At 71.8% G+C, this 16,927-nt stretch carries 15 protein-coding genes; 13 read left to right on the top strand and 2 right to left on the bottom strand.

The features are described 5' to 3' along the window. The first annotated feature begins 5 nt into the window (after positions 1-5). The 4 genes from OG241_RS11345 to mycP all read left to right on the top strand — a co-directional run bounded on the left by OG241_RS11345 (position 6) and on the right by mycP (position 6,140). Entirely contained in the window at positions 6-1,409 is a 1,404-nt protein-coding gene (locus tag OG241_RS11345) for an aldehyde dehydrogenase family protein (protein WP_405815099.1), read from the top strand. After that, on the top strand, positions 1,406-2,215 hold the full coding sequence (locus tag OG241_RS11340; RefSeq protein ID WP_405815098.1) for a 3-oxoacyl-ACP reductase: 810 nt from the start codon (positions 1,406-1,408) through the stop codon (positions 2,213-2,215). Before OG241_RS11345 ends, OG241_RS11340 begins: the two co-directional genes overlap by 4 nt. 1,319 nt (positions 2,216-3,534) lie before the next feature. Then, positions 3,535-4,932 carry a hypothetical protein gene (locus tag OG241_RS11335; protein WP_405815097.1) on the top strand — a complete coding sequence of 466 codons (1,398 nt, stop codon included), beginning with the start codon at positions 3,535-3,537 and terminating at the stop codon, positions 4,930-4,932. Continuing rightward, complete coding sequence (gene mycP, locus OG241_RS11330) at positions 4,929-6,140, top strand: type VII secretion-associated serine protease mycosin (protein ID WP_405815095.1); 1,212 nt, start codon at positions 4,929-4,931, stop codon at positions 6,138-6,140. The genes OG241_RS11335 and mycP overlap by 4 nt, the downstream gene beginning before the upstream one ends. A 36-nt stretch (positions 6,141-6,176) precedes the next feature. Here mycP and OG241_RS11325 read toward each other — a convergent pair whose 3' ends face one another. Then, positions 6,177-7,262, bottom strand: coding sequence for a serine hydrolase (locus tag OG241_RS11325; RefSeq protein ID WP_405815093.1), 1,086 nt, complete (start codon positions 7,260-7,262; stop codon positions 6,177-6,179). A gap of 149 nt (positions 7,263-7,411) precedes the next feature. On the opposite strand from OG241_RS11325, the gene OG241_RS11320 reads away from it, so the two are divergent. Both OG241_RS11320 and OG241_RS11315 read left to right on the top strand, forming a co-directional pair. Next, positions 7,412-8,143, top strand: coding sequence for an SseB family protein (locus OG241_RS11320; RefSeq protein WP_405815092.1), 732 nt, complete (start codon positions 7,412-7,414; stop codon positions 8,141-8,143). 27 nt (positions 8,144-8,170) lie between these two features. Next, positions 8,171-8,503 carry a hypothetical protein gene (locus OG241_RS11315; RefSeq protein ID WP_405815091.1) on the top strand — a complete coding sequence of 111 codons (333 nt, stop codon included), beginning with the start codon at positions 8,171-8,173 and terminating at the stop codon, positions 8,501-8,503. Positions 8,504-8,521: 18 nt separating this feature from the next. Here OG241_RS11315 and OG241_RS11310 read toward each other — a convergent pair whose 3' ends face one another. After that, positions 8,522-8,899, bottom strand: a complete 378-nt coding sequence (locus OG241_RS11310) for a DUF1844 domain-containing protein (protein ID WP_405815090.1) — start codon at positions 8,897-8,899, stop codon at positions 8,522-8,524. 370 nt (positions 8,900-9,269) lie between these two features. On the opposite strand from OG241_RS11310, the gene infC reads away from it, so the two are divergent. The 7 genes from infC (at position 9,270) to pheT (ending at position 16,922) form a co-directional block, all read left to right on the top strand. Then, positions 9,270-10,013: a translation initiation factor IF-3 gene (gene infC / locus OG241_RS11305; protein ID WP_405826151.1), complete on the top strand. Its 744-nt coding sequence runs from the start codon at positions 9,270-9,272 to the stop codon at positions 10,011-10,013. A gap of 106 nt (positions 10,014-10,119) precedes the next feature. Continuing rightward, entirely contained in the window at positions 10,120-10,314 is a 195-nt protein-coding gene (gene rpmI / locus OG241_RS11300) for a 50S ribosomal protein L35 (RefSeq protein ID WP_073499621.1), read from the top strand. Positions 10,315-10,414: 100 nt separating this feature from the next. Next, positions 10,415-10,798, top strand: a complete 384-nt coding sequence (gene rplT, locus OG241_RS11295) for a 50S ribosomal protein L20 (protein WP_006374312.1) — start codon at positions 10,415-10,417, stop codon at positions 10,796-10,798. Positions 10,799-11,064: 266 nt separating this feature from the next. After that, entirely contained in the window at positions 11,065-11,910 is an 846-nt protein-coding gene (locus OG241_RS11290; protein ID WP_405815089.1) for a TrmH family RNA methyltransferase, read from the top strand. Positions 11,911-11,963: 53 nt separating this feature from the next. Next, positions 11,964-13,145: an ATP-binding protein gene (locus tag OG241_RS11285; RefSeq protein WP_405815088.1), complete on the top strand. Its 1,182-nt coding sequence runs from the start codon at positions 11,964-11,966 to the stop codon at positions 13,143-13,145. 145 nt (positions 13,146-13,290) lie between these two features. Beyond that, positions 13,291-14,418: a phenylalanine--tRNA ligase subunit alpha gene (gene pheS, locus OG241_RS11280; RefSeq protein WP_405815087.1), complete on the top strand. Its 1,128-nt coding sequence runs from the start codon at positions 13,291-13,293 to the stop codon at positions 14,416-14,418. Then, positions 14,418-16,922, top strand: coding sequence for a phenylalanine--tRNA ligase subunit beta (gene pheT, locus OG241_RS11275; RefSeq protein ID WP_405815086.1), 2,505 nt, complete (start codon positions 14,418-14,420; stop codon positions 16,920-16,922). Before pheS ends, pheT begins: the two co-directional genes overlap by 1 nt. Positions 16,923-16,927 lie beyond the last annotated feature (5 nt).

Here is a 16,927-nt window from a genome sequence, read left to right as displayed (position 1 = left end):
CTTTCTTGTCGTACGAGCATGAGCGCGAAGCCGCCTACGAGCGTGAGCTTCGCGTTCTCAACCCCGCCACCGAGGACGTCGTCGCCACCGTCCGCGCCGCCACCCGCGAGGACGTCGACACGGCCGTCGTACGGGCCACACACGCCCAGGCGCGCTGGGCGGCCCTCGCGCCCGCCGACCGCGCCCGTCTGCTGCGCCGCTTCGCGGCCACGGTCGACGAACACCTCGAAGAACTGGCCCAGTTGGAGGTGCGGGAGGCCGGACACACCATCGGCAACGCGCGCTGGGAGGCGGGCAACGTCCGCGATCTGCTCGACTATGCGGCCGGGGGAGTTGAGCGGCTGACGGGACGGCAGATCCCGGTCGCCGGCGGCCTCGACATCACCATCCTCGAACCCCTCGGCGTCGTCGGCGTCATCGCGCCCTGGAACTTCCCCATGCCGATCGCCGCCTGGGGCACGGCTCCCGCCCTCGCCGCAGGCAACGCGGTGATCCTCAAGCCCGCCGAGACCACCCCCCTGACAGCCCTGCGCCTCGCCGAACTCGCCCTGGAGGCGGGCCTGCCGGAGGGACTGTTCCAGGTGCTGCCGGGCCACGGTCCCGTCGCGGGCAACGCGCTCGTCGAGCACCCGGGTATCGCGAAGATCGTCTTCACCGGGTCGACCGGTGTGGGCAAGCAGGTCCTGGCGAAGGGGTCGGCGCTCCTCAAGCGCGTCACCCTCGAACTCGGCGGCAAGAGCCCCAACATCGTCTTCGCCGACGCGGACATCGAGGCCGCCGCGGCCGCCGCCCCCATGTCGTTCCTCGACAACTCCGGCCAGGACTGCTGCGCCCGTACTCGCATCCTGGTCCAGCGTTCCGTGTACGACCGCTTCCTCGGCCTCCTCGCCCCCGCCGTCGAGTCCGTCCTCGTCGGCGACCCGACCGACGAGAAGACCCAGATGGGCCCACTGATCTCCAGGGCCCAACTGGACCGCGTACGCGCGTACGTCACCGACGACCTGGCCGGCATCCGGGGCGAGGCGCCCGACGGCCCCGGCTTCTGGTTCCCGCCCACCGTCCTCACCGACGTCGACCCACGCGCGCGCGTGGCCGTCGAGGAGGTCTTCGGGCCCGTCGCCGTCGTCCTCCCGTTCGACGACGAGGCCGACGCCGTGGCACTCGCCAACGCCACCGACTACGGCCTCTCCGGCTCCATCTGGACCCGGGACGTGGGCCGCGCCCTGCGCGTCTCACAGGCCGTCAGGGCAGGCAACCTGTCCGTCAACTCGCACTCCAGCGTGCGCTATTCGACCCCCTTCGGCGGCTTCAAGCAGTCCGGGATCGGCCGTGAGCTCGGCCCGGACGCCCTCGCCGCATTCACCGAGACGAAGAACGTCTTCATCAGCACGGAAGGCCCCGCACAGTGACCGAATCGACGCCAACGCCCTCCACCGGCGAAGCCGCCGTCTGCCGACGGCTCGTCGGCCGTACCGCCGTCATCACCGGTGCCGGCAGCGGCATCGGCCTCGCCACCGCGCGCAGGCTCGCCTCCGAGGGCGCCCATGTCGTCTGCGGCGACGTCGACGAGACCCGCGGCAAGGCCGCCGCCGACGAGGTGGGCGGGCTGTTCGTCAAGGTCGACGTCACCGACCCCGAGCAGGTCGAGGCGCTCTTCAAGGCGGCGTACGACACCTACGGCAGCGTCGACATCGCGTTCAACAACGCCGGTATCTCGCCGCCCGACGACGACTCCATCCTGGACACCGGCCTGGAGGCATGGAAGCGCGTCCAGGAGGTCAACCTGACCTCCGTCTTCCTGTGCTGCAAGGCCGCGATCCCCTACATGCGGCGCCAGGGCAAGGGCTCGATCATCAACACCGCCTCGTTCGTGGCGAGGATGGGCGCTGCCACGTCGCAGATCTCGTACACCGCGTCCAAGGGCGGCGTCCTGGCCATGACCCGTGAACTGGGCGTGCAGTTCGCCCGGGAGGGCATCCGCGTCAACGCCCTCTGCCCGGGGCCGGTCAACACCCCGCTCCTGCAGGAACTGTTCGCCAAGGACCCCGAGCGCGCCGCCCGCCGCCTCGTCCACATCCCGGTCGGGCGGTTCGCCGAGGCCGACGAGATCGCCGCCGCCGTCGCCTTCCTGGCCAGCGACGACTCGTCGTTCGTCAACGCCACCGACTTCCTGGTCGACGGTGGCATCGCGGGGGCGTACGTCACACCCGTGTAGGCGCCGGCCGCGCCCTGGCCCCCGCCGGACCCCGGCGGGGGCGTAAGCCCTGGTGGACACGATTGCCGCAGGGCATGGGGATGATCCGGGCAGAAGCCCCGGTGCCGCGGACTGGTTCCCGTTCTGTGGGTGTCAGCCCGTAGAGTGACGCTTCACGCAGGGAGGAGCCACCGCGCGCGGAGGTACGCGCCCGGATGGCGGCACGCCCGCGCGGGTATGCGTGCCCGGGACGGCCGCGTTCCGCGCCGCACGGACTCCGTCGCCCTGCGCCGGTACGAGGAAACGGGGGGTGCATGAGCACGGAAGCGCGGCGCGCCTCCATCCCTCCGCGCCCGGCCACCCCGCCACCGCCGCCCGAGCCGCCGGTCACGGACGGCGCGGACGGTACGGCTGGAGATGCCCGAGACGCACGGGACGTGCAAGGTGCGCCTGGAGCCGGCGAGAACTTCGCGGACAGTGCGGGCCGAGGGCCAGTCGCGCCCGGTGACGCGGCGAGCAGGTCAGGGCGTACGCCCGGCGCGTCTGGTGGGGCGTCAGGCCAGGTAACCTCCGCCTCGACGCCCCCAGGCGCCACGGCCGCCCCCGCGCCGACGCCGAGGGCCTCGACGGACGCCGCCCCGCCCCGGTTCCCGCACCTGCGAGCGCCCTCCCGGGAAACCACCGACCGCATAGCCCCGCCCCCGCCGCCCTCCTCGGCCCGCCTCCCCGACGCGCCCCCGGTAGCCAGCGGGCCCACGACCACTCGCCCCGACCTGCCGCCGCTCCCGGCCCACCGGCCGCCCGTGGCGCCCTGGCGCCCGCCCGGCCTCGCCCACACCGACCCCGAGACCACCAGGCACCTCCGCAAGCCCCCGCCGGCCACCCCTCCGCGCCCCAACGAGGCGCCCCCCGCTCCGACGCATCGACCGACCGCCGGTCCTCAGGCGCGCAGCGCCGAGATGCCCCCCACGACCCCCAGGACCACCCCGCGCACCCCGGACCAGCCTCTGGCCCCCACCGCTCGCCCGTACCTCCCGGCCCCGCCCCGAACGCCGGATCCCCGTCCGGGTTCCGCGGAGGCACCCCCGGCGTCGGCCGGTGTGCCGCGCCCTGTGGACGGGTTTGCTGGTCGCCCCGTCCAGGCGTCGAACCCCCGTCCGGGTTCCGCCGAGACCCCCCAGGCGTCGGCCGGTGTTCCGCGTCCCGCGAACGCGTCTGCCGGTCGCCCCGCTCAGGAGTCGAACGCCCGTCCTGGCTCCGCCGAGGCATCCCAGGGGTCGGCCGGTGCGCCGCGCCCTGCGAACGCCCCCGCCGGCCGCCCGTACCTCGCCGAGCCGCCCGTGACCGACCCGCCGACCGGGCGCCCGGGTGCCGGGAACACCTCCGTCGGCCGGCCATTCCGGCCGAGCCCGCCCCGAACGCCGGATGCCCGTGTCGGCACCGCCGAGACACCGCCGGCGCCCAACGATCCCTCGCGCCCTGCGAGCGCCCCCGTCGGTCGCCCGTATCTCGCGGATCGGCCCGTCGCCGACCCGCCGCAGACGCCGACCGGCCGCCCCGGTGGGGCGAACGCCCCGGCCGACCGCGCGTACCGGCCCAGCCCGTCGCAGGCGTCGAGCTCCGCGACACCCCCGGCACCGGCGAACGCGCCCGCCGGCCGCCCGTACCTCGCGGACCCGCCCACGACCGGCCCGTCGAACGGCCGCCCAGGTGCCGCGAGCGCCCCCGCCGGCCACCCGTACAGGCCCAACACGCCCGCCGCCGACCCGTCGCAGGGACCCGGCAGGCGGCCGGACGCCGGGGAGATGCCCGCGGCGCCCGCCGGTCCGCCGCGACCCACGAACGCGCCCTCCGCGGCCGGTATGCCCGACCCCGCCCTCTCCTGGAGCGCCCCGTACGGCGACAGCGGGACCGTCGGGTCCGGGCGGCCCGTCGTCTCGCTCGCGCAACCCGACGTGTACGGCGCGGAGACCAGGCCCCGTTCCTTCAGCGGGCGGGCGCTGCTCGCCGTCGGCTGTGCCGTGCTCGGGCTCGGGCTCATCGGCGGTGCACTGACCGGGAGTTGGCTGACCGGGGACGATTCCGGAGACGCCGGTGCACGCACCGCGTTCACCGCGGCCGGGACGCTCTGGCACAGCGTCCCCGTGGACCAGCTCTTCCCGCCCACCGTCGAGGGCGACGGAGCCGGCCCGGGCGGCGCCGACCGCACCTGGATCCGGATCGCCGTCGCCCCGGACACCGGCTGCGCCGACGCCTTCGACCCGCTGCTGCGCAAGGCCCTCGCCCCCGTCGGCTGCCAGCGCCTCCTGCGCGCCACCTACACCGACGAGACCCAGAGCTACGTCACCACCGTCGGCCTCCTCTTCACCAAGGCCGACGCCACCGCGATGCGCGCCCTGCGCACCCGCTTCGACAACGAGCACCTCGACCGCCGTGCCGACCTGATGCCCCGCCCGTACGCCGCGAAGAACACCGTCGCCGACGACTTCGGGGACGCCCAGCGCGCCTCCTGGACCATCTCCGTCCTCACCGACGCCCCCGTCGTCACATACGCCGTCTCCGGCTGGGCCGACGGCCGCGATGTCGACACCCCGCAGCCCGCCGAGGAAACCATGGAGTCCGGCGCCGCCACGGCCATCGCCCAGGCAGGCCTGGGTCACGAGGCGAAGGGCCTGGCCGACCGCGTCGAACGGGCTCTGCGCAAGACCGTAGGCTCGGCCGCGAAACTGCCCTCATGACCCGCACCCGCACAGCCCGAAGCGGGCTCCTCGTCCTCCTCCTCCTCCTCGCCGGGTCCCTCACCCTCCTGCCCACCACCATCGCGTACGCCGACAGCATCCGCGCCCAGCAGTGGGCCCTGGACGCGATGCACGCGCAGGAGGCCTGGCGGACGACCAAGGGCAAGGGCATCACCGTCGCCGTGCTCGACACCGGCGTCGAGGCCGACCACCCCGATCTCGTCGGCAACGTCCTCGAAGGCAAGGACATGGTCGGCTTCGGAGCGAGCCAGGGCGACGCGTCCTGGGCCAAGCACGGCACCGCCATGGCCGGCATCATCGCCGGTCACGGCCATGGCTACGACAACGATGACGGCGTCCTCGGCATCGCCCCCGAGGCCAAGATCCTGCCCATCCGGGTGATCCTCGAAGACGGCGACTCGGCCCGCGGCAAGGCCCGCAACACCCGCGGCAACGCCCTCGCCGAAGGCATCCGCTGGGCCGCCGACCACGGCGCCGACGTCATTAACCTCTCCCTCGGCGACGACTCGAAGTCCGCCCATCCCGAGCCCGCCGAGGACGAGGCCGTCCAGTACGCCCTGAAGAAGGGTGCCGTCGTCGTCGCCTCGGCCGGCAACGGGGGCGAGAAGGGCGACCACATCTCCTACCCGGCCGCCTACCCGGGCGTCATCGCCGCGACCGCCGTGGACAAGTACGGCACCCGCGCCTCCTTCTCCACCCGCCGCTGGTACGCCACGGTCAGCGCCCCCGGCGTCGACGTCGTCATCGCCGCCCCCGACCACCGCTACTACGAGGGCTGGGGCACGAGTGCCGCCGCCGCGTTCGTCTCCGGCGCCGTCGCCCTCATCAAGGCCGCCCACCCCGGACTGACCCCGGCCCAGATCAAGAAGCTCCTGGAGGACACGGCCCGCAACGCGCCGAACGGCGGCCGGGACGACTCCCGCGGCTTCGGCTTCATCGACCCCGCGGCGGCCCTCAGGGCGGCAGACAAGCTGCAGCCGGAAGGACTGAAGTCGACCCCGTACGGCAAGGAGTACTTCGGCGCGGGGCCGGACGCGGCCCCCGTGGAGGACGACAGCTCCAACTGGACCGGTGCCGTCGCCGGCGGCCTCGGTGTCGTGCTCCTGGTCGCGGCGGTCCCGCTGTGGCGCGGCCGCCGCAGAACGGTCGACCACCCGGCCCACGACTCGTACGACGACAGCTTCTGAGCCCGGGCGGCCGCCGAGTGGTCGCCTGACTGGCAGTCAGGATCCGGTAGCAGTACCGGACTTCGTGGCATCGGCAGCAGTCGACTTCGTGGATGCAGACGCAGACGCAGACGCAGCCGTGTTCGTGTTCGCGCCTGTGTCGTCCGTGCTGTCGAACGCCGAGACCGCCGCCCGCGCCGCCGCCTCCACCAGCGAAACCCCCTTCGTCTTCGTCGTGTTGCCGTTCGACACCACCGCGACCAGGAACTCCCGCCCGTCCGCCGTCGTCACCCGCCCGATGCTGTTGATGTCCCACAGCCCGGTCGCCGTACGCGGCAACCACCCGTTCTTCAGGGCGAACCGGCGACCGGCGGTACTCGTGGCAGCAGCGGCCGACACTCCCCAGTCCTGGTCCTCGGCTATCGAGCCCATCAGCCCCCGCAGATACGTCCGGGACGCCTCGGTCAGTTGCGAGGCCTCCCCGTTCGCCGCGAACACCTGTCGCAGCAGGGTGAGTTGATCGGCCGCGGTGGTCTGGGTCAGGCCCCACAGCATGCCGGTGCCACCCTCGGTGTCCGTCAACCCGAAGCGCTTGTTGGCGGCGCCGAGACCCTCCGCCCTGCCGATCGCTGTCCACAGCGCGGACGCCGAGGTGTTGTCGCTGAACTCGATCATCGAGGTGGCGTACGTCTTCTCCTGCGCGGTGAGGCTCCGGTCCTCGTCCTGCGCACGGAGCAGCAGCGTCGCCAGGATGTCCACCTTGACGATGCTCGCGGTGTCGAACGTCCCGTCCCCGCAGGTGGCGCTGTCGCCCGACTCGACGTCGAGCACGGCCACGGACACCTCGGCCCCGTCCTCGGCCGCCGCGGTCACCGGCCTCATCGCCGCGGCCAGCCGCGTGTCCGGTTGCACCGTGGGCTCCGCGACGGGCTCAACTGTGGGCTCCGCGACGGGTTCCACCGACGCCTCCTCGCTCGCTCCGGTCCGCACGGGCGCTGCCGCCGCCGACGATACGCGGCTCACGTCCGCCTGAGCATGTGCCCGCACATACGCGGTGCCCGCGCCGGTGGCGCCCATGACGATCGCGGAGGCGAGGACGACGCAGACGAGCGACCGACGCCGGGGAGCTCTCTCAGAGGCCATGCCGTGATGGTGGTGGCCGTGACTGTGCGGTTGATTAGGCGAATGTTAGATGTGTGTCAGCGATGCCTGAGATTTTCGTGAAACCGGTGAACGGCAGGTTTCCGGGGCGGCGAAGGCCCAGGAGCGATCCCCCGATAGGGTCGGTCACCGTGGCGAACAAGAACATTCCCGACTCCGGCTTCTCCGACGACGACGGCAGTGCCGACCCCCGGCTGAGCACCGCGCTGGCGGCCTGGGCACAGGACCGCACCGCCGTCGGGCCGGTGCTGGCGGCCCTCAAGGGGGCCCGGCTGCTCGTCCCCGTCGTCGCCGTGCTGGGGGAGGTCGAGGAGGACGAGAACGGGCTGCGCCACGAGAAGAGCAGCGACATGGCGGTGCCGACCCTCAAGGCCGGCGGCCGGACGGCCCTGCCGGCCTTCACGTCCACCGACTCGCTGGCCCGCTGGGACCCGGCCGCGCGCCCCGTCGCCGTACCCCTGCACCAGGCCATCCAGGCCGCCGCGCACGAGAAGGCGGACACGATCGTCCTCGACCTGGCCGGGCCCGTGCCCTACGAGCTGAGCGGTTCCGCGCTGCTCGCGCTGGCCGAGGGGCGTACGACGGCCGATCCGCTCGCCGATCCTGCCGTGGTCGACGCCGTACGGGCCGTCGTGGCCGCCGAGCCCGCCGTGGTCCGCGCCCATCTGGGCCCGGGACAGGCCGACGGCACCCTCGCCCTCGTACTGGATCCGACGGCGCCCCCGGCCGACGCCGCCCGGGCGGTCGCCGGGCGCCTCGCCGCCGACGAAACACTGCGGGCCCGCCTGGTGCGCGGCCTCGACCTGGCGCTTCTGCCGGCCGGAGCCACGCCACCGGGCGAGCCCCTCTACGTGCGGTCGTAAGACCCCTGAGAACCCTGAGGGCAGAGCATGGGGATCGAACTGGAACTGCACTCGGGGCGCCCCTCGTACAAGAGGTCGTCCAGGGAGACGCGGCTGCGAGGTTCCTACGAGCACGGTGAGGCGTTGGCGAGGGCGCTGAGCGCGCTCGACCGAAACCGCTCGGGCAGGCTCGGCCTGGTGGATCCCTACGGCGACACCCTGTTCAACGAGCAGGAGGCCCAGGTCGCCCGTCAGGAGGCGGTCGATCTGGCACTGCTCAGTACTGACGAGCAGCAGCGGGCGGCACTGCTCGATCTCGCCGAGCTTCTGGCAGCGTGCGCCGCGACGCCGGGCAGTTACCTGTGGTTCATGGGTGACTGACGGCGCCCGACCCGCGACCTAGCCGTAGACCGGGCCCGTGTACTTCTCGCCGGGGCCCTGGCCCGGCTCGTCCGGGACGAGGGACGCCTCGCGGAACGCCAGCTGGAGCGACTTCAGGCCGTCGCGCAGCGGGGCCGCGTGGAAGGAGCTGATCTCCGTCGCGCTCGCGTCGAGGAGACCGGCGAGGGCGTGCACCAGCTTGCGCGCCTCGTCCAGGTCCTTGTACTTGTCGCCCTCGTCGGTCAGACCGAGCTTCACGGCGGCGGCGCTCATCAGGTTCACGGCGACCGTCACGATCACCTCGACCGCCGGGACCTCGGCGATGTCGCGGGTCATGGCGTCGAAGTCGGCACCCTGGGAAGCGTTCTCGGCACTCTGGGGAGGGGTCTCACTCATGACCCACACGATAGGCCCCGGGGATCCGGACCCTTCGTGCGGGCGGCCATGAACCCGGCGATTAGCACCACCTCTCACTTGGTGCTAACCTTTTGTAACGACCGGCTGGACACTTGCGTGCCCGGCCCACAAGTGGAGGCTCCGATCTCCCACCCGACCGCCCTCACGGACGGCGGGTCACCCGGTCAGGCGGCCACCATCGTTCCGTACGGACGATGGAGTCGCCCGATGTGCGCCCCGCGGTTGACCGCGGCGGTGCTCCGGTATGCCTTTGGAGCCCCGCCTGTGTCCCGTCCGGGGCATTTTTCGTGTGCCCCGGTAGTTGGTCCCATTGTCATCAGAGACATACGCGACGGTCCGCCAGACCGTCGTGTGGTGCTACCGAGGAGGATCCATCAGCACCGAGCCCCGCATCAACGACCGGATTCGCGTTCCCGAAGTGCGACTTGTCGGTCCCAGCGGCGAGCAGGTCGGGATTGTTCCGCTTGCCAAGGCCCTGGAGCTTGCGCAGGAGTACGACCTCGACCTGGTCGAGGTGGCGGCGAGCGCTCGCCCGCCGGTCTGCAAGCTCATGGACTACGGGAAGTTCAAGTACGAGTCGGCCATGAAGGCCCGTGAGGCGCGCAAGAACCAGGCGCACACGGTCATCAAGGAAATGAAGCTCCGGCCGAAGATCGACCCGCACGACTACGACACCAAAAAGGGTCACGTCGTCCGGTTCCTCAAGCAGGGCGACAAGGTCAAGATCACGATCATGTTCCGTGGTCGCGAGCAGTCCCGGCCCGAGCTGGGCTACCGACTGCTGCAGCGGCTCGCCTCGGACGTCGAGGACCTCGGGTTCATCGAGTCGAACCCGAAGCAGGACGGCCGAAACATGATCATGGTTCTCGGTCCGCACAAGAAGAAGACCGAGGCGATGGCCGAGGCTCGTGAGGCCCAGGCGGCCCGCAAGGCGGAAGCGAAGGCCAACCCGGGCAAGTCGCAGAACGCCGCGGAGACCGACGAAGTCGACGGAATCGACGAGGACATCGTCGACGACGTGGACCTCGGTGACGACGAGGACATCGCCGAGGAGACCGCCGAGGCTCCGGCCGAGGCGTCCTCCCAGGTCTGATTCCGGGGCTCACGCCCTGGGATGTAAACCCATACACATGACGTTCCACCGTGCCCGGTTTCACGACCGGGCACCGGAACGCCACTGACGAGGAGAGAACGGCGCTATGCCGAAGAACAAGTCGCACAGCGGTGCCAGCAAGCGCTTCAAGATCACCGGCTCCGGCAAGGTGCTCCGCGAGCGCGCCGGCAAGCGCCACCTGCTCGAGCACAAGTCGTCCCGCGTGACGCGGCGCCTCACCGGCACCGCCGAGATGGCCCCGGGTGACGCCAAGAAGATCAAGAAGCTTCTCGGCAAGTGACGTACCGGCGCCTGTGCGCCGTAAGTACGTCTGAAGACCGGGACCCCATCAAAATCGGGCCGTGTGAGGACAACCACGGCCCCGCTGCAAGGAGTTAAAAGTGGCACGCGTCAAGCGGGCAGTAAACGCCCACAAGAAGCGCCGGGCGATCCTCGAGGCCGCCAAGGGTTACCGCGGTCAGCGTTCGCGCCTGTACCGCAAGGCCAAGGAGCAGGTCACCCACTCCCTGGTCTACAACTACAACGACCGCAAGAAGCGGAAGGGCGACTTCCGTCGGCTGTGGATCCAGCGCATCAACGCCGCTGCCCGCGCCAACGGCATCACCTACAACCGCTTCATCCAGGGTCTGAACGCGGCCAACATCGAGGTCGACCGCAAGATCCTCGCCGAGCTCGCCGTCAACGACGCGACCGCGTTCGCCGCGCTGGTCGAGGTCGCGCAGAAGGCTCTGCCGTCGGACGTCAACGCGCCGAAGGCCGCGTGACGCTGACGCTGGCCTTGAGCCGCGTGTGATGTTGCCCCGGGCCCACAGGTGTTCGCCGCCTGTGGGCCCGGGCGTTTTTGGGTGCGTTGTCGGGTGCGGGTCCGTGGGGCTTCTCGCGCAGTTCCCCGCGCCCCTGAAAAGCACGGGCTGCGCCACGTGCTTTTCGGCCCGCAGGGGCCGTGTCCTTTAGGGGCGCGGGGAACTGCGCGACCAGCCCCCACCCGACCCGCACCCGACAACGCACCGCCCCTTCGAAAGGTGACCCCATGTCCGCCGCCCCCGAGTTGATCTCCCCGCGCTCCGCCCGCGTCGCCGCCGCGCGGCGGCTGGCCCGGCGGAACTTCCGGGGCAAGGAGCGGCTGTTCCTCGCCGAGGGGCCGCAGGCCGTGCGGGAGGCGGCCGGGCACGCGGACACCCTGGTCGAGCTGTTCGCCACCGTCGACGCCGCGGAGCGCTACGCCGACATCGTCGGGGAGGCCCACGCCGCCGGCGCCCGCGTGCACCTCGCCGACGAGGACGTCATCGCGGACATCTCCACCACCGTCACCCCGCAGGGGCTCGTCGGGATCTGCCGGTTCCTCGACACCTCGTTCGAGGACATCATCAAGGCACGGCCCCGGCTCGTCGCCGTCCTCGCGAACGTGCGCGACCCCGGGAACGCCGGCACCGTGCTGCGGTGCGCGGACGCCGCCGGCGCCGACGCGGTCGTCCTGACCGACGCCTCCGTCGACCTGTACAACCCGAAGGCCGTACGGGCCTCCGTGGGCTCCCTGTTCCATCTGCCCGTGGCCGTCGGTGTGCCCGTGGAAGAGGCAGTGGCCGGGCTCAGGGACATCGGCGTACGGATCCTCGCCGCTGACGGCGCGGGCACGGACGACCTCGACGACGAGCTGGACAAGGGGACCATGGGCGGGCCCACCGCCTGGGTGTTCGGCAACGAGGCCTGGGGGCTCCCGGAGGAGACGCGCGCGCTGACCGACGCTGTCGTGCGCGTTCCGATCCACGGAAAGGCGGAAAGCCTGAACCTGGCGACCGCCGCCGCCGTATGTCTCTACGCGTCCGCCCGTGCGCAGCGCGCCTCCGGAGGGTGCCGCTCCGTCACCGAGAGCTAGTAGGGTGACGGGCTCGGGGGCCCACTGCGCCAGTCGAGAGGTGGGGTACGGGGATGACTGTCGGCACGAGCGGAACACTGGGGGCATGGGAATTGCGGAGCGAACCCGCCTCCCCGCACGGTGATCCCGCCGGGCCCGGAGCCGGATTCCGGACCGGATTCGGCGCCGAGCTGGGCATCGACCCCGACGACCTGCCCGACGGACTCGTCGTCGCCGACGAGGGCGGCCGGGTGATCTGCTTCAACGCCGCCGCCCAGCGCATCACCGCCGTCCCCGCAGCCGACGCCCTGGGCCTCGGGCTCGACCGGGCTCTCCCTTTAGAGGATCTGGAGGGGCGCCGCTGGTGGCAGCTGACCGACCCCTACGGCGGACTCGCGATCAGGAACGGCCAGCCCGAGCGGAACCTGCTGCTGCCCGGCGGGCGCGAGGTGCTCGTCTCGGCGCGCTACCTCCGTACGCACCCCACCGGACCGATCCGCCGGGTCGTCGTCTCCCTGCGTGACACCGAGGCCCGCCGCCGTACCGAGCGCAGCCATGCCGAGCTGATCGCCACCGTGGCCCACGAACTGCGCTCGCCGCTCACCTCGGTCAAGGGCTTCACCGCGACCCTCCTCGCGAAGTGGGAACGGTTCACCGACGACCAGAAGAAACTGATGCTGTCCACCGTCGACGCCGACGCCAACCGCGTCACCCGGCTCATCGCCGAACTGCTCGACATCTCTCGCATCGACTCCGGACGCCTCGAAGTGCGCCGCCAGCCCGTCGACATGGGCGCCGCCGTCGGACGGCACATCCAGGCGTACGTGGCGGCCGGGCAGCCCGCCGACCGGTTCCTGCTCCGGATAGAGCAGCCCCTGCCCGCGCTCTGGGCGGACCCCGACAAGATCGACCAGGTGCTCAGCAACCTGCTGGAAAACGCGGTGCGCCACGGCGAGGGAACCGTCACAATCGACGTCACGGCCGCGCTCTCCCCGCGTGAAGGGGACGCCGACCAGAACACGGCCACGTCGGTCACGGTGAGCGACGAGGGGCCCGGCATCCCGGAGGAGTCCATGAACCGCGTCTTCACCCGCTTCTGGCGGGGCAGCAAGCGCGGCGGCACCGGCCTCGGGCTGTACATCGTCAAGGGCATCGTCGAGGCGCACGGCGGCTTCATCACGGTCGGCCGCGCCCCCGGCGGCGGCGCCGAGTTCCGATTTACGCTGCCCGTGAGCACCCCGGCGTACCTGCAGTAACGCCGACGAGGCCCCACGGGCGCGTACCTCCACCTCACCCCCGTTAGACTCGGCCTTTGGCACCTTTGCGTCCCTCTCTGTGGACCATTCGTCTCCGAGCCGTAGACGGGGACCATCAGCCAGCCAACCGGAAGCACGGGAAGAGATGTCGGCACCGAACAAGTCGTACGACCCTGTAGAGGTCGAGGCCCTGAAACCGGAAGAGATCGAGCGCATGCGGGACGAGGCGCTCGCCGCCTTCGCCGCCGCGGACTCCCTCGACGCACTCCAGGAGGCCAAGGTCGCCCACACCGGCGGCACCTCGCCGCTGGCCCTCGCCAACCGCGAGATCGGCGCGCTGCCCCCGCAGGCCAAGGCGGCGGCCGGCAAGCTCGTCGGCCAGGCCAGGGGCGCCGTCAGCAAGGCGCTCGCCGGCCGCCAGAGCGAGCTGGAGGCCGAGCGGGACACCCGCGTGCTGGTCGAGGAGGCGGTGGACGTCACACTGCCGTACGACCGCGTACCGGCCGGCGCCCGCCACCCGCTGACCACGTTCATGGAGCGCGTCGCGGACGTCTTCGTCTCCATGGGGTACGAGGTCGCCGAGGGCCCCGAGGTCGAGGCGGAATGGTTCAACTTCGACGCCCTGAACTTCACCCCGGACCACCCGGCCCGGCAGATGCAGGACACCTTCTTCGTCGAGGGCCCCGAGGGGACCACCGGCGACGAGTCAGGTGTCGTACTGCGCACGCACACCTCGCCCGTGCAGGCCCGCTCCATGCTCGACCGGGAGCCGCCGGTCTACATCGTGTGCCCCGGCCGCGTGTACCGCACGGACGAGCTGGACGCCACGCACACCCCCGTCTTCCACCAGATCGAGCTCCTCGCCATCGACGAGGGCCTGACCATGGCCGACCTCAAGGGCACCATGGACCACATGGTCCAGTCCCTCTTCGGCTCGGACATGAAGACGCGGCTGCGGCCCAACTACTTCCCCTTCACCGAGCCGTCCGCCGAGATGGACATGCTCTGCTACGTCTGCAAGGGCACGTCCGTCGGCAACCCCGACCGCCCCTGCCGGACCTGCTCCAGTGAGGGCTGGATCGAGCTGGGTGGCTGCGGCATGGTCAACCCGCGCGTGCTCGTCGCGTGCGGCGTCGACCCCGAGAAGTACAGCGGATTCGCCTTCGGGTTCGGCATCGAGCGGATGCTGATGTTCCGCCACAACGTCGAAGACATGCGAGACATGGTCGAGGGTGACGTCCGGTTCACCCGGCCGTTCGGGATGGAGATCTGATGCGGGTCCCGCTTTCTTGGCTGCGGGAGTACGTCGACCTGCCGGCGACTCAGACCGGCCGGGACGTCCAGGAGAAGCTCATCACGGTCGGCCTCGAGGTCGAGACCGTCGAGCAGGTCGGCGCCGGCCTCAAGGGCCCGCTGGTCGTCGGCCAGGTGCTGACCATCGAGGAGCTGGAGGGCTTCAAGAAGCCGATCCGCTTCTGCACGGTCGACGTCGGCACCGCCAACGGCACCGGTGAGCCCCAGGAGATCGTCTGCGGCGCCCGTAACTTCGCCGTCGGCGACAAGGTCGTCGTGGTCCTCCCGGGCGCCGTCCTGCCCGGCGACTTCGCCATCGCCGCACGCAAGACGTACGGCCACACCTCCCACGGCATGATCTGCTCCGGCGACGAGCTGGGCATGGGCGACGACGGCAGCGGCGGCATCATCGTCCTGTCGCCGGAGCACGAGGTCGGCACCGACGCCATCGAGCTGCTCCAGCTCGTCGACGAGGTCCTCGACATCGCCGTCACGCCCGACCGCGGCTACGCGCTCTCGCTGCGCGGCATCGCCCGCGAGACGGCCATCGCCTACGGTCTGCCGCTGCGCGACCCGGCCCTGCTCGACGTACCGGCGCCGAACGCGTACGGCTACCCGGTCGAGGTCGCCGACCCGTTCGCCTGCGACCGCTTCACCGCGCGCACGGTGACCGGGCTCGACCCGGACGCGCAGTCCCCGATCTGGCTCAGGCGCCGCCTCCAGAAGGCGGGCATGCGCCCGATCTCGCTCGCCGTCGACATCACCAACTACGTGATGCTGGAGCTGGGCCAGCCCCTGCACTCCTACGACCGCTCCCGCGTCCAGGGCGCGATCGGCGTACGCCGGGCCGAGCCGGGCGAGAAGCTCACCACCCTCGACGGGGTCACGCGCACGCTGGACGCCGAGGACCTGCTCATCGTCGACGACCGGGGCGCCATCGGCCTCGCGGGCGTCATGGGCGGCGCCAACACCGAGATCGACGACACCGAGGGCACCACCACCGAGGTCGTCATCGAGGCCGCCCACTTCGACCCGATCACCATCGCGCGCACGGCCCGGCGTCACAAGCTGGCCTCCGAGGCGTCCAAGCGCTTCGAGCGCGGCGTCGACCCGCAGGCCGCCTCGGCCGCCGCCCAGCGCACGGTCGACCTCCTGGTCCTCCTCGCCGGCGGCACCGCCGACGCGGGCGTCACCGAGGTCATCTCCCCGTCCGCGCCGCGCACGATCTCCATCCCGGCGAACCACCCGGACAAGGTCGCGGGCGTCGAGTACGGCCGCGAGACCGTCGTACGCCGCCTCCAGGAGGTGGGCTGCGACGTGTACGGGAAGGACGAGCTGCTCGTCACCGTCCCGTCCTGGCGCCCCGACCTGACGGACCCGAACGACCTCGCCGAAGAGGTCATCCGGCTGGAGGGCTACGAGAACCTGCCCTCCACCCTGCCCAAGCCCCCCGCGGGCCGCGGCCTCACCGACCGGCAGCGCCTGCACCGCCGCGTCGGTCGCGCGCTGGCCGGGGCGGGCTACGTCGAGGCGCTGAACTACCCGTTCATCGGCGAGCACGTCTTCGACCAGCTGGGCCTGGCCGCCGACGACCCGAAGCGCAAGGTCGTCAAGCTGGCCAACCCGCTCTCCGACGAGGAGCCCGCGCTCCGTACGACGCTGCTGCCGGGCCTGCTCGGCGCGCTGCGCCGCAACGACGGGCGGGGCAGCCACGACCTGGCCCTGTTCGAGACGGGCCTCGTCTTCCACCCGCAGGACGAGCTGCTGATCGCCGGGCGGCTGCCGGTCGACCGGCGTCCCACGGACGAGGAGGTCGCGTCCCTCACAGCCGCGCTCCCCGTCCAGCCCCGGCACGCCGCCGTCGTCCTCGCGGGCGGCCGTGAGCAGGCCGGCTGGTGGGGCAAGGGCCGCCCGGCCGACTGGGCCGACGCGATCGAGGCGGCGCGGAGCCTGGCCCACGAGGCCGGCACCGAACTCCTCGTCCGCGCGGGCCAGTACGGCCCGTGGCACCCCGGCCGCTGCGCCGAGCTGGCCGTGGTCGTCGACGGCACGGAGCAGGTGATCGGGTACGCAGGCGAGCTGCACCCGCGCGTTCTGAAGGCTCTGCATCTGCCCGCGCGCACCTGTGCGATGGAGCTGAACCTGGACAAGCTGGAAGCGGCGAGTTCGGGCGTGCCCAAGGGCCCGAAGATCTCCACGTTCCCGGTTGCCACCCAGGATGTCGCCCTGGTCGTCGCGCGCGAGGTTCCGCACGCGGACGTCGAGGAGGCGCTGCGGGAGGGTGCGGGGGAACTGCTGGAGTCCCTGCGGCTGTTCGACGTGTACGAGAGCGGCGAGCAGTTGGGGGAGGGGCGGAAGTCTCTTGCCTATGCGTTGCGGTTCCGGGCTGCCGATCGGACGCTGACCGTTGACGAGGCTTCGGCTGCTCGCGATGCGGCGGTTGCTCTCGCGGGGGAACGTACGGGAGCGGTGTTGCGTAGCTAGCCCCG

The sequence above is a fragment of the Streptomyces sp. NBC_01390 genome (genome assembly GCF_045040105.1).
Classification (GTDB): domain Bacteria; phylum Actinomycetota; class Actinomycetes; order Streptomycetales; family Streptomycetaceae; genus Streptomyces.
The sequence above is the reverse complement of the archived record's forward strand: the minus strand, read 5'-3'. Positions and strand labels throughout refer to the sequence as shown.

What these genes read in the sequence shown, in the direction of transcription:
- mycP (WP_405815095.1), top strand. Translation starts at nt 4,929, where the DNA reads ATGACCCGCACCCGCACAGCCCGAAGCGGGCTCCTCGTCCTCCTCCTC.
- OG241_RS11325 (WP_405815093.1), bottom strand. Translation starts at nt 7,262, where the DNA reads ATGGCCTCTGAGAGAGCTCCCCGGCGTCGGTCGCTCGTCTGCGTCGTC.
- OG241_RS11315 (WP_405815091.1), top strand. Translation starts at nt 8,171, where the DNA reads ATGGGGATCGAACTGGAACTGCACTCGGGGCGCCCCTCGTACAAGAGG.
- OG241_RS11310 (WP_405815090.1), bottom strand. Translation starts at nt 8,899, where the DNA reads ATGAGTGAGACCCCTCCCCAGAGTGCCGAGAACGCTTCCCAGGGTGCC.
- rpmI (WP_073499621.1), top strand. Translation starts at nt 10,120, where the DNA reads ATGCCGAAGAACAAGTCGCACAGCGGTGCCAGCAAGCGCTTCAAGATC.
- OG241_RS11290 (WP_405815089.1), top strand. Translation starts at nt 11,065, where the DNA reads ATGTCCGCCGCCCCCGAGTTGATCTCCCCGCGCTCCGCCCGCGTCGCC.
- OG241_RS11285 (WP_405815088.1), top strand. Translation starts at nt 11,964, where the DNA reads ATGACTGTCGGCACGAGCGGAACACTGGGGGCATGGGAATTGCGGAGC.
- pheS (WP_405815087.1), top strand. Translation starts at nt 13,291, where the DNA reads ATGTCGGCACCGAACAAGTCGTACGACCCTGTAGAGGTCGAGGCCCTG.
- pheT (WP_405815086.1), top strand. Translation starts at nt 14,418, where the DNA reads ATGCGGGTCCCGCTTTCTTGGCTGCGGGAGTACGTCGACCTGCCGGCG.